Origin of the sequence: Mycolicibacterium komossense (genome assembly GCF_025822605.1) — a bacterium.
In the GTDB taxonomy this organism is placed as follows: Bacteria; Actinomycetota; Actinomycetes; order Mycobacteriales; family Mycobacteriaceae; genus Mycobacterium; species Mycobacterium komossense.
The window spans coordinates 121,672-133,878 of record NZ_JACKTY010000031.1 but is presented as its reverse complement, the minus strand read 5'-3'; the positions used below and the strand labels follow the sequence as shown (position 1 = coordinate 133,878).

The 12,207-nt window shown below is 64.7% G+C and carries 13 protein-coding genes; 5 read left to right on the top strand and 8 right to left on the bottom strand.

Annotation, left to right across the window (positions count from 1 at the left end; all coding sequences use genetic code 11):
- Positions 1-38 precede the first annotated feature (38 nt).
- The 3 genes from H7J73_RS18490 to H7J73_RS18480 all read right to left on the bottom strand — a co-directional run bounded on the left by H7J73_RS18490 (position 39) and on the right by H7J73_RS18480 (position 2,743).
- Positions 39-533, bottom strand: coding sequence for a hypothetical protein (locus H7J73_RS18490; protein ID WP_264069012.1), 495 nt, complete (start codon positions 531-533; stop codon positions 39-41).
- 170 nt (positions 534-703) lie between these two features.
- Positions 704-2,083, bottom strand: coding sequence for an MFS transporter (locus H7J73_RS18485; RefSeq protein WP_264069011.1), 1,380 nt, complete (start codon positions 2,081-2,083; stop codon positions 704-706).
- A gap of 54 nt (positions 2,084-2,137) precedes the next feature.
- Positions 2,138-2,743: a TetR/AcrR family transcriptional regulator gene (locus tag H7J73_RS18480; RefSeq protein ID WP_264069010.1), complete on the bottom strand. Its 606-nt coding sequence runs from the start codon at positions 2,741-2,743 to the stop codon at positions 2,138-2,140.
- A 141-nt stretch (positions 2,744-2,884) separates the two neighbouring features.
- Here H7J73_RS18480 and H7J73_RS18475 point away from each other — a divergent pair, with 141 nt between their 5' ends.
- The 3 genes from H7J73_RS18475 to H7J73_RS18465 are packed head-to-tail and all read left to right on the top strand — an operon-like array spanning position 2,885 to position 6,667.
- Positions 2,885-3,331 (top strand): MmpS family transport accessory protein, encoded by a 447-nt coding sequence (locus H7J73_RS18475; RefSeq protein ID WP_264069009.1) that lies wholly within the window; start codon positions 2,885-2,887, stop codon positions 3,329-3,331.
- Positions 3,328-6,222 (top strand): MMPL/RND family transporter, encoded by a 2,895-nt coding sequence (locus H7J73_RS18470; RefSeq protein ID WP_264069008.1) that lies wholly within the window; start codon positions 3,328-3,330, stop codon positions 6,220-6,222. Before H7J73_RS18475 ends, H7J73_RS18470 begins: the two co-directional genes overlap by 4 nt.
- A 58-nt stretch (positions 6,223-6,280) precedes the next feature.
- A complete protein-coding gene (locus tag H7J73_RS18465) occupies positions 6,281-6,667 on the top strand; it encodes a hypothetical protein (protein WP_264069007.1) in 387 nt (128 codons plus the stop codon).
- 31 nt (positions 6,668-6,698) lie between these two features.
- Here the strand turns inward: H7J73_RS18465 and H7J73_RS18460 are convergent, their stop codons facing one another.
- From H7J73_RS18460 to H7J73_RS18445, 4 genes are all read right to left on the bottom strand, one after another.
- Entirely contained in the window at positions 6,699-7,133 is a 435-nt protein-coding gene (locus tag H7J73_RS18460; protein ID WP_264069005.1) for a nitroreductase/quinone reductase family protein, read from the bottom strand.
- Positions 7,134-7,228: 95 nt separating this feature from the next.
- On the bottom strand, positions 7,229-8,008 hold the full coding sequence (locus H7J73_RS18455; RefSeq protein ID WP_435405527.1) for a cutinase family protein: 780 nt from the start codon (positions 8,006-8,008) through the stop codon (positions 7,229-7,231).
- A 110-nt stretch (positions 8,009-8,118) separates the two neighbouring features.
- Positions 8,119-8,679 carry a hypothetical protein gene (locus H7J73_RS18450; RefSeq protein WP_264069004.1) on the bottom strand — a complete coding sequence of 187 codons (561 nt, stop codon included), beginning with the start codon at positions 8,677-8,679 and terminating at the stop codon, positions 8,119-8,121.
- 49 nt (positions 8,680-8,728) lie between these two features.
- Positions 8,729-8,995 (bottom strand): YdeI/OmpD-associated family protein, encoded by a 267-nt coding sequence (locus H7J73_RS18445; protein WP_264069002.1) that lies wholly within the window; start codon positions 8,993-8,995, stop codon positions 8,729-8,731.
- 81 nt (positions 8,996-9,076) lie between these two features.
- On the opposite strand from H7J73_RS18445, the gene H7J73_RS18440 reads away from it, so the two are divergent.
- A complete protein-coding gene (locus H7J73_RS18440) occupies positions 9,077-9,916 on the top strand; it encodes an SDR family oxidoreductase (RefSeq protein WP_264068999.1) in 840 nt (279 codons plus the stop codon).
- A 441-nt stretch (positions 9,917-10,357) separates the two neighbouring features.
- Positions 10,358-11,497: a glycoside hydrolase 5 family protein gene (locus H7J73_RS18435; RefSeq protein ID WP_435405535.1), complete on the top strand. Its 1,140-nt coding sequence runs from the start codon at positions 10,358-10,360 to the stop codon at positions 11,495-11,497.
- A gap of 57 nt (positions 11,498-11,554) precedes the next feature.
- Here H7J73_RS18435 and H7J73_RS18430 read toward each other — a convergent pair whose 3' ends face one another.
- Positions 11,555-11,932, bottom strand: a complete 378-nt coding sequence (locus H7J73_RS18430; protein ID WP_264068998.1) for a hypothetical protein — start codon at positions 11,930-11,932, stop codon at positions 11,555-11,557.
- Between the last annotated feature and the right edge of the window lie 275 nt (positions 11,933-12,207).

Sequence of the window (12,207 nt, the reverse complement as noted above, 5' to 3'; positions counted from 1 at the left end):
AAGCGCTCGGTGCAGGGGTGCGTAGAGGGCGTCGGTGGTTACGCGGCCCTCGTGGTCGGCGGCACGTCGACCGGCGCCGGGCGAGTCGGTTGCGGCTGGGGCACCAGCGTAGGTTTGGCGGCTTCGACGACGCGGCGCCGGTGGCGCACAGCCCTGGCGATCCGCCGGTCGAGCATCCGGTCGTCACGCTTGGTCAGTGAGCGACTCTTCTGCACCAGTAGGTCGAGCTGTTGCCAGCTGAGACCGTCGAGGTCACCATCGGCATCATGGGTGGCGACGACGACGCCACCGCGGAGCAATGGCACCGTCTTGGCGGTGAAAGATGTTGTGGCCATGAGTATTTCAGTGGCGCTGCGGTTGATCTGGCGTTGACACGGACGAGTCGTCGGGCTGAACCAGAAGTCGAACTGGCGGTCAGGGCTGGTCAGGCACTGCAGGCCCTGGTCGGCGACGAGCTGATCGATATCGACCTTTGTGTAGGCCCGGGTTTCATACACGGCGCCATTGGCGCTGAAATACAGGACGGTGTTCATTCACGTGATCCATTCATCTCTTTCTTCGCGGTCAGGATGCGGCGTGAGCGTCCTCACGCTGTTACTACAGTTACCCATGTGACAGTTGGGTCAAACTTGGATAACAGTGGGGACTCACTGTGTATTTCCAGGCCGACCGAAACGGCCGATCGCCTCGGCGTGCCGCACGTTTACGAGATCTGTTGCACGTGTTCCAATTCGAGCCCGGTACTGCGTGGCCCGAGCACAGCCACGTCGAGGCACAGCAGCACGATCAACACCGCCGACCCGGAGAACACCGCCACCGGGCCGAGTGTCGCCAGCGCGGGCACCGCGACGAAGGGCAACACCGTGGACGTCGCGCGGGACAGGGAGTACGCGATACCGCTTGCAGTGGTACGGATCGCGGTGGGGAAGATTTCGGCCTGATAGATGTGGAACGCGTTGGAGAACACATTCGAGACTGCCGTCAGCAGGAACCCGGCGGCGACGATCACCATGACGCTCCCGGCTGCGGCGAACACGATGCCGAACACGGCGATACCCAGAGCCGCGGCGATGATGAGGTACTTGCGCTCGAACCGTTCGACCAGCGGGACCGACACGAGCGAACCCAGCGGGTAGCCCGCGAAGCTCAGCGCCGCATAGCCCAGCGAATCGGTGACCGTGAATCCCTTGCTCACCAACACAAGTGGAGCGAGTGTCGCGAATCCGTAATAGGCAACAGTCTGCAGGATCTGAAAGATCACCAGCATCACTGTGCGGGAACGGTAATCGCGGAAAGCAATTCGCAGTACCTCGCCGACGCTGGGTGCTTCGTCGTCACCCAGGGCGGCGATATCGGAGGCGGCAGGGGCCGGCGGCAGCGGTGTCTGGGGCGCGACCTTGCGCACGATCGCGGCGACGACGTTCCGGGCCTCGGCGTCGCGGCCGCGACTCTCCAGCCACCGCGGTGACTCCGGCAGTTGTGTGCGCAGCGCCAACACCAACACTGCGCCGAGTCCGCCGAACACCAGAAGCCAGCGCCACCCGTCGATGCCGAACAACTCCTGGCGTGCGACCAGCCTGCCGCCCAGTAGCGCGGCCAACGGCACTCCGAGGAAGCCGATCGTGTAGGCCCAAGCCGTCATTCGCCCGCGCACGCGGCTGGGCGCGAACTCGGCCAGATACGCATCGACGAGAACCAGCTCGGCGCCCAGTCCCATACCCGCGAGGAAGCGCAGGATCAGGAAGGTCTCGATATTCGGTGAGAACGCTGCGGCCAGTGAGAACAACGAGTAGACAAGCAGATTGAGGATGAACACCCGGCGCCGGCCAAGCCGGTCCGCTGCCACCGAGAGAACATTCGCGCCGACGAACATTCCGGCGAAACCCGCGGCGATAACCAGCGCCTTGCCAGTGGATCCGAGCCCGAACTCCTTGGCGAGCACCGGGGCGAGTACGCCGCCGAGGAACACCTCGTAGAGATCGAAGAAGGTGCCGAGGCCGACCAGAACCACCAGCCGTCGGTGCCATCCGGTGACCGGAAGCCGCTCGAGTACCGATGAAGCCGCCGATCCCGTCTCAGCCACGCCCGGAAACGTTACGCCGCGACCGGGCCGGCGGACGGCCGGTCAACCACCCGGTTAGCTGCGGGTGCGCTGCAGGCTCGGCAGCAGAACCTCGTCCACCAACATGCTGACGGTCTCCTCGGTCGGCGGTCGATCGGCAACCATCGACCGGAACACGAGGTAACCGGGCAACGTGTCCCAGATTTCCGGGTTGATGACGCCGGCATCGATCTCGCCGCGCTCGACCGCTTCGCAGAGGACCTCATTCATCAGGACGTTGCGGTGATGGACGAAATTGTCCTGCATCGCCGCACTCAGCGCGGAGCTGTGGGACATCTCGTTCAGCACCGCCCGCATGGTGCTGGTGTGCTCGCGCAGTGACTGGCACACCGACGCGCCGATGGCCAGCAGGTCGCCGCGCAGGGATCCGGTGCGCGGCGCGACGGCCGACTCCTTGGTGCCGTGAATGAACGCGGCCAGCACGAGATCGGCTTTCGACGGCCAGCGCCGGTACATCGTGGCCTTACTCGCCTTGGCTTCGCTCGCCACGGCTTCGACGGTCAAGCGGTCGTAACCGTGGGTCTGTAGGAGCCGCAGCGTCACGGCCAACAACTCGGCTTCACGCGCCGTCCAGCATTCCGGCGGCGAGGCGGAGGGGTTGTTCGGCGAATCGGAAAACATGGGCTCACCTCGATTGAAGAGCAGATTTCCACCGTAAGCGCAAGACGTCTGGGCGGTTGCGGCGCTCCGTACGGTACCGTACCGTTTCGTCTCAGCCCACTCTCAGGCAGAGTGGTAGCCAGACTTTCGAGAGGCGTTCGGGTGAGCAGGGTTTCGGTCGGGGGTCTGGTCAGACGGCGCTGGACGATCATCGTGGCGGTCGTCGTGGTCGCGGTCGTGTCCTTCAGTGTGTACCGGTTGCACGGAATCTTCGGTTCTGACAATGCGGTGTCGCGGCCCGCCGCCGATGCGCTGGAGAACACCGGCTACCACCCCAAGCGGGTACTGCTCGAAGTCTTCGGCAGTCCGGGCTCCACGGCGACCATCAACTGGCTCGACGAACGCGCCCAGCCTCAGCGCGTCGACGACGTACCCCTGCCGTGGTCGCACCAGCTGACCACGAACGATCCGACGCTCTTCGTGGATCTGCGCGCCCAGGGCGACGGCGATTCGATCGGCTGCCGCATCACCGCCAACGATGTCGTCAAGGACGAAAGGTCCACCAACAACGTGAACGGCTACATCAACTGCTTGGACAAGTCCGCATGAGCCAGCACAGCGAGGCACCGCAGGCCCAGCGTTCCCGGGCGGCCCGACTCATCCAGCGGCTGGCCCTGCCCATCGTGCTCGTGTGGGTCGCCGTCGCAGCGTTGACCAATGTCATTTCGCCCCAGCTGGAAATCGTCGGCGCCGAGCGATCGGTGTCCATGAACGCCGCCGATTCGCCGTCGATCATGGCCATGAGGCACATCGGACAGAAGTTCGGTGAATTCGATTCCGACAGCGCGGCCATGATCGTGCTCGAAGGCGACAAGCCCCTCGGTGCTGACGCCCACGCGTACTACGACACCCTGGTGAAAAAGCTCAACGCGGATACCAAGCATGTCGAGCACGTCCAGGACTTCTGGGGTGACCCGCTGACGGCGGGCGGCTCACAAAGTAAGGACGGCAAGGCCGCCCTGGTGCAGGTCTACCTGCGAGGCAACCAGGGTGAGGCGTTGTCCAATGAGTCGGTCGATTCCATCCGCGAGATCGTGGAGAAGAGCGACCCACCTGCCGGGGTCAAAGCCTACGTCACCGGCGCGGCGCCGCTGATCACCGATAACTTCGAAGTCGGCAGCGAGGGTACGCATGAGGTCACGGCCATCACCTTCCTGGTGATCGCGGTGATGCTCCTGATCGTCTACCGATCGTTTCTCACCATGCTCATCATGCTGCTGGTGGTTGCCGTCGAGTTGGCTGCCGCCCGTGGTGTTGTCGCCGTGCTGGCCAACTACGGGTTCATCGGACTGTCCACCTATTCGACGAACCTGTTGACGCTGTTGGCGATTGCTGCAGGTACCGACTACGCGATCTTCGTGGTCGGCCGCTATCACGAGGCTCGTAACAAGGGCATGGAACGAGAAGCGGCCTATTACGACATGTTTCGCGGGACCGTGCATGTCATCGTCGGCTCGGGGCTGACCATCGCCGGAGCGGTGGCGTGCCTGTACTTCACCCGGTTGCCGTACTTCCAGACCCTCGGCATCCCAGCTGCCCTCGGCGTACTCGTGACTCTGGTGGCAGCACTGACGCTGGGGCCGGCCGTACTGCTGATCGCCAGCAAGTTCGGGCTCCTGGAGCCGAAACGCAAAGTGCGCGCCCATGGTTGGCGCCGTACCGGCGCCGCCATCGTGCGGTGGCCCGGCCCCATCCTGGTGGTCTCGTGCGGGATCGCCCTTATCGGACTGCTCGCTCTGCCGGGATACAAGACCAGCTATGACGGGCGTCCCTACCTACCGGACTCGGCGCCCGCCAATATCGGCTACACCGCCGCTGAGCGTCATTTCTCCGAAGCCCGGCTGAACCCGGAACTGTTGATGATCGAGACTGATCACGATATGCGCAACCCGGCGGATATGCTGGTGCTCGAACGTGTCGCCAAAGCCGTTCTGCACACCAAGGGTATCGCGCTGGTGCAGTCGATCACCCGGCCGCTGGGTACGCCAATCACGCATAGCTCCATCCCATTTCAGATCAGCGCGCAGAGCTCGAGCCAGATCATGAACCTCAGCTATCAGCAGGACCGCGCCAAGGATCTGCTGAAACAGGCTGACGAGATCAACAACACCATCGGCATTCTGCAACAACAGCTGGCACTGCAGAAGCAGAGCTCCGATGCCACGCATGAGCAGACCCAAGCCTTCCACGACACGGTGACGATCGTGAAAGACCTGCGGGACAAGATCTCCAACTTCGACGACCAGTTCCGGCCGCTGCGCAACTACTTCTACTGGGAGCCGCATTGCTTCGATATTCCGATGTGCAACGCGTTGCGGTCGGTATTCGACTCCCTTGACGGAATCGATGCGCTGACAGATCAATTCGGAGCCATCACGGCAAGTCTGGACAAACTCGACGCGCTCCAACCGCAGCTGCTGGCGCTGTTGCCGCCGCAGATCGAGATTCAACAGCGCAACCGCGATCTCATCCTGAACAACTACGCCACCACCTCCGGTACGAATACGCAGAGCCAGGACGCGCTGAAGAACTCGACGGCGATGGGACAGGCCTTCGACGACGCCAAGAACGACGATTCGTTCTACCTGCCGCCGGAAGCGTTCGACAACCCCGACTTCCAGCGCGGTCTGAAGCTGTTCCTCTCACCCGACGGCAAGGCCGCCAGGATGATCATCACGCACGAGGGTAAGCCCGCTACGCCCGAAGGTATTTCGCATATCGATGCCATCAAGGACGCTGCGTTCGACGCCATCAAGGCCACTCCACTGTCGGATGCGGAGATCTACGTCGCCGGGACAGCGGCCACTTACAAGGACATCCAGGACGGGGCGAAGTACGACCTGATGATCGTCGCGATCGCCGCGATGGCACTCATCCTGCTCATCATGATCTTCATCACCCGAAGTCTGGTGGCGGCTTTCGTCATCGTCGGTACGGTGGCGCTCTCACTGGGCGCATCCATCGGACTGTCAGTTCTGGTGTGGCAGTACATCTTCGGTATAGAGCTGTACTGGATCGTGGTCCCGCTGGCGATCATCCTGCTGTTGGCGGTCGGGGCGGATTACAACCTACTGCTGATATCGAGATTCCAGGAGGAGATCGGGGCTGGGTTGAAGACCGGCATCATCCGCGCGATGGGTGGTACCGGCGGGGTGGTCACCGCGGCCGGCCTGGTCTTCGCGGCCACCATGTCGTCGTTCATCTTCAGCGACCTGGTCGTGCTCGGTCAGATCGGTACGACGATCGGCCTCGGCCTGCTGTTCGACACCTTGATCGTTCGGTCGTTCATGACGCCGTCCCTGGCAGCGATGCTGGGCCGCTGGTTCTGGTGGCCGTTGAATGTGCGCCCGCGGCCGGCCAGCAGAATGCTGCGGCCGTACGGATCGCGCACCGCCGTCCGGGAACTGCTGCATTCGGACGCGGGAGACAGCGCAACCTGAGGTCCGCCACGGCGCGTCTGGCCGGGTTTTGTCGGACCCGACTCGTAGCGTTTGGCGCATGCAACACAGCAGCAGCGCCCCGTCCGTCGTCGCGCCCTGTCGACACTGCGATGTCGACACCGTGTGGCTGCGGACCGTCAACGGCGGCTGGCATCTGTTCGACGCCACCATGAAGTCGACGTCGGCGACGTTCGACGGCAACCGGTACGCCATCGACAGGCGCAGCCGGTTGGTCGTCGATCTCGACAGTCTGCTCGAATCGCGCTGGCCCGCGCTCTGCCTGACGCTGCACCGGTTTCGCTGTCCCGCGAGCTACGAGCAGAGCAGGTTCCATCACCGCCGCCCGCGGCAGGCCAACGACGTCGAGTTAACGGACCTGTGGCAGCGGCTGGCCGACGCGCGACGGCGTGGGCACGACGATCTGAAGCTCGGGTTCGCGGGCTGAGCCTCCCGGGAGCCCCCGGGCTGCGCACGGATCAGCGTCGGCCCGCGCGGCGCTGCAGCTCCAGGACGGGAATCAGCCGGCTGGTCTTGCGCTGGTATTCGGCGAACTGGGGTTCTACGGCGGCCTGCTTGGCGTAGACGTCGTCGCGCTCATCACCGGCAAGCACACGAACGGTTACCGGAAACTTCTCGGTGGCCAGCTCCGCGACGGTGTCGGGGTTGGCGACCAGATTGTGGTACCAGTCGGGATTGGTATCGGCGCCACCCTTGCTCGCGAAAATGTAGATGCGATCCGAGTCCAGCAGCGGCACCAGCGGCGCAATGCGTTCCACGCCCGACTTGGCGCCGACATGGTGCACCAGCACCAGTGGTTTCCCCTCGAACATCCCGCCCGCCTTGCCACCGGTCTTGCGGAACTCGTCGATGACCTGGCGGTTCATCGCGTCGAAGTCGATGGCATCTGACATGAGGGGGTCTCCTTCGGGGGTGTTTGACCGGTTCAGCAGAGGCGGGGTGGCCGGATATTCCCTCTCCGACGCCGTCACGGCAGATCTCACCACCCTCAAGCGGTTGGTCCGGCAGCCCGGCCAGCACCGCTTCGAGCATACGCAAGCCCCGCGGGCGCCGGTGACAGCTTGGTGGCGACGTAGGCGGCGGCCTGGTCGGCCATGCCGTTGTCCTGATAGGAACTGTGTGCTGCGCGGTCGAGCCCGCCGGGGGAGCACACCGGATCGCCGGGCGCGCAGAGCTGCAACGTCTTGTTCGCATAGAGATGTCCGACGGTGACCGGCGGCGCGTTGTGGTCGACCAGATTCAGGAACCAGTTGTCCGGCGTGCCGAACAGCACCACCGCGGCGACGTGGTTGGCGACGGGCGCGGGCATCGGCCCGGTGCCGTCCGGCAGCGTCAGTCCTGCGGGGACCGCGTCAAAGGTCGTGTACGCCGCCACCGCCGCGCCCTGGGAGTAACCGCCGAGCACAATTTTGGTCTCCGGGCATGTCGCGGCGATCTCCTCGACCTTGTTACTGGCGTCGACCACACCGTCTGCAGCGGCCGGAAAGTCCAGCGAGGCAGGGTAATTCACGCCGTAGACGGCCACCGGATCGTTGCCGAGCCGGGCGTTGAGTGCGTCGACGAATGCCTGACCGGTGCCGCCGATACCGGGTGCCTCGAATGTTCCGCGGGCAAAGACCACTTCGGCAGCAGGGCAGGACGGATCGACGGCTGCTGCCGCCACAGCGGTCGCCTGCGGGCCCATGACGGCCGCGGCGGACAGGGCCGCCGCGGCGAGCCAGCGTCCCCGGCCTCGGGCGGTGTTGTCGGATGCGGCGGTGACTGCCATCGGCGTGCCTTTCGGGAGTCTTCGAGCGGTTGCCTCAAAAGACTGCTCTAGCTGCGGTTGCCGCACATCGACGCTGACCTCCAACGCCGATACCCGCTAGCGGTAACCGGTCAGCTTTCGGGCTCCCCGGTCTTGGCGGAGGTGTGTCCGGCGATCAACAGCACCGACGACCACCATCCGGTGTCGTGCAGTCCGACCAGGCGCCACGCTCTGGAAATTCCGTACAGCAGGTCACCGATGATCACGTAGTTCAGCGTCCGCACCGGGTCCAGATCGGGCCCGGCGATCAGCCGGATGCCTGCATACATCTCAAAGCCGCCGATCAGCAACAGACCGACAATCAGCCACAATGACTCGCCCCTGTGGCGCTTCCCGCCCGTGTCGCCGGCGAGCGTTCGGGCGGCTCCCGCGGCGAACAACAGGACGCTGGTCGCGGCCGCCGTCGCCCACCATCCGAGACTGACGCCGGGGACCAACGCGCTCAACGAAATCACCAACGCGTTGCTGAAGACCAGAAGTGCTGCCGACGCCCGAGATTGGAACTGCACCCGCGTCGTCGCCTGACGTGCCTGCTCGGGGAACACCGAGACTGCGACGAACAGCAGGCCGATCAGCGCCGCGGCCGCGCCGGCGCCGGCGATGAAGAATTCGCGATACTGGTCGGGCAGCATGTCGTGCACGTTAGTGCGCGAACCTGCCAGCGGGGCGACGAGAACGGGACTACGAGCCGGTGCGCTCGCGATGCTTGCATCCGGGCCAGCAGCAGGGCCTGCGCCGACCCTCTTCCAGTTCTTCCTGCGTCCGACGGATGCGACGCTGCCGGGTTGCCGCCTGCTTGGCGTCCTCGACCCAGCAGATGAACTCGTTCCTTGCCAGCGGCGTGATGTCCTGCCACGCCGCCAGCGCGGTGGCATTGGCGGCCAATGCCGCACGGAGGTCGGTCGGCAGCGTGTGGACCACGCCGCCGGGCATCCGCACGCTGCTCATCTGGCCAGGGTAAGTCCTCGACTGTTGTTACATCCAGTCCCGGACGCGTAACGGGCGTGGCTGTGCGTATACGGTCCAGATATGGCGCAGGTTTCGGTGATCACGGGTGGTGCGGGTGGCATGGGTGTGGCGACGGCGAAGATCATCGGCCGAGACCACACGGTGGTGCTGTGCGATGTCAGAGGGGACCGACTCGACTCAGCGGCCGCCGCGCTGGCAGAGCTCGGGGTCAGCGTCACGCCGGTGCGCTGTGACGTCACCGACCGGCAGGCCGTCCACGATCTGCTGGCGACCGCCGCCGGTCTCGGGACGATCGCCTCGGTGGTCCACACCGCGGGTGTGAGCCCGAGCATGGGTGATGCCGACTACATCATGCGGACCAACGCGATCGGCACAGTCAACGTCAACGAGGCTTTCGTCAGCGCCGCGGCCGCGGGCGCCGCAATCGTCAATGTCGCCTCGATGGCGGCACATATGTTGCCCGACAGCGTCATTCCATCCGGGAAGTTCCCACTGGCGCTGACCGATGCGGATGCTTTCCTGGCCGAGATGGCGTCGGCGTGCGGTATCGCCCCCGAGGAGGCGCGCCCCGGCATGGCCTACGCGGTGAGCAAGAGCTTTGTCAGGTGGTACAGCACCTCGCAGGCGGAACGGTTCAACGGAAGCGGCTTGCGCATCGTGTCGGTGTCCCCGGGATCCGTCGACACCGAGATGGGCAGGCTGGAAGAACAGGCCGGCGCCGGTGCGATGGTCGCGGACTTCGCGGTCCCGCGGTGGGGTCAGGCCGAGGAGATGGCCGAGCTGTTTGCGTTCTGCGCCAGTCCCAAAGCCGGCTACCTCACCGGTACCGACATCCTCAACGACGGCGGAGTGATCGCCTCGATGAAGGAGCGAGCCCGGGTGGCCGCCGAATCCAGTTGAGCTGCTCACAGAGTGGGCCAGCGTGACGCTCAACTACTTGGAATCTGTACATGTGCCCCTCTGTCGGCGTTGACTACGGTCCGGTCGGCCATGCATCGCTGATGCGAATTCCCTTGTGCCATCAGGCGTAATGCCTTATTGACGCCCCCGTGGAGGCGACGCGGCCGCCCCGCGGCGCGTAGCGTGGCTCGTGGGGAGTGGAGCAGGGGGACGTTTCTCCCGGCCGCCCCGATGCGAGATGCGGCGCTGTACTGCGCCGGCACCGGCCGACAGTTCCCAGGCATGTTTCCCAGACATGTTTTCCAAGCACGTTTTCCAAGCATTGAGGATGGCACATTGACATGGAAGCCCCAGCAGATCGCGCAGGATCCGAACGGCTTATTCGTGCCACGTCGAACCGCGCTCAAGATACCGCCGCTGTTGGCCGCGGGTGCTGTGCTCATGCAGGTGCCCCGCGCGTCCGCCGACACGGGTCGGTGGTCAACTGACCGCGTCCACCGTTGGTATCGGGCTCAAGGCCGGCTCGTCGGGGCGAACTTCATCACCTCGAACTCCGTCAACCAACTTGAGATGTTTCAGCCCGGCACGTGGGATCCGCGGCGCATCGACTCCGAACTGCGGGTAGCCGGCCTGGTGGGGTTGAACACCGTACGGGTTTTCCTGCACGATCAGCTCTGGACCCAGGATAGGGCGGGCTTCCAACTCCGGCTGGCGCAGTTTGTCGGCTGCGCGGCCCGCTACGGCATCAAGCCCCTGTTCGTGTTCTTCGACTCCTGTTGGAGTCCGCTTCCTCGGCTGGGGCCCCAGCCGCCGCCACGGCCGGGCGTACACAACTCCGGTTGGGTGCAGAGCCCCGGCGCGGAGCGACTCGGTGACCGCCGTTACATCGCCACCATGCGCGACTATGTTCTCGGAGTGATGCGGCAGTTCCGCAGTGACAGTCGGGTGCTCGGATGGGATCTCTGGAACGAACCCGATAATCCGGCAGACGTCTATCGAATGGTGGAACGGCCAGATAAACCGGAACTGGTCGCCGGGTTACTGCCGCAGGTGTTCGAGTGGGCCAGGACGGTCAATCCCATTCAGCCTCTGACGAGTGCGGTCTGGCAGGGAGAATGGTCAGACCCCCGGCGCCGCAGCGTCATCAGTTCAATTCAGCTCGACAATTCCGATGTCGTCACCTTTCACAGCTATGCCGAACCCGCCGGATTCGAGGCGCGTATCGCTGAACTGGCCCCATTGGGGCGGCCGATGATCTGTACCGAATACATGGCCAGGCCGCTGGGCAGCACGGTGGCGGGCATTGTGCCAATTGCGCACCGCCACAACGTCGGTGCCTACAACTGGGGCCTGGTAGCCGGTAAGACTCAGACATTTTTGCCGTGGGATTCGTGGGATCACCCGTATCTACTGCCGCCGAAAGAATGGTTCCACGATCTCCTCTTGCCTGACGGAAAGCCTTATCAGAACGAGGAAGTCAACACGATCCGGAGGTTGACCGCGACGTCGGTTCGACCCGGCCCCGGCCGACCGCCGGGTCCCGATTGGCGCCTGCGCCGAGGTAGTCGACTTCCGCGGTGACAGAGTTCGACGAGGACCCCGGGATTACCGAGGTCCTCGTCGAGAAGGTGATGGCGGTTAGGGCGTTCCCACGCACACGCCACCTGCGCAGGCTCCGGCTCCACCGGGTCCTGCGGTCGCTCCGGCACCCGGGACACCGGCGGTGACGCCACCGGGTCCGGCACCGGCGCCGGTGCCGCCGGCACCTGCGGTGGCGCCACCCGGTCCTGCGGTCGCTCCGGCACCCGGCACGCCGGCAGAGGCGCCACCGGGTCCGGCGCCGGCACCCGGTGCACCGGTCTCACCCGGCGCGGGAGTCGTCTCTGGCGCCATCGTGGTCTCGCTGGCCGGCGTCGTGGTGGTGGTCGTTGTCGTGGTGGTGGTCGACGAAGTCGAGGAATCTTTACTGCTGTCGCTTCCGCCGCAAGCCGCGGTCAGCGTGGTCAGAGCGAGCACAGCGGCTATACCTGCAGTAACAGATAAACGACGGGTCATCCGGGTCTGGGTCATGTCAGTCTCACATCTGTGTGTAGGGCGCTTTCGCTAAGCGATTTACCCACTCACAACTGATGTCAAGCATTCTTCACAGCGAAAGTTCGTTCCGTCGCTGGTCACGAGCGAACTTTTGCGTCAAATAGTGGAGGGCCGGGACCCTGAAATTTGCGGAGTGAATCAACCGGCCCACCACGCCACCCGGCCAGCGCGCAGCAGGAGGCGGTTCCCCGGCGGAG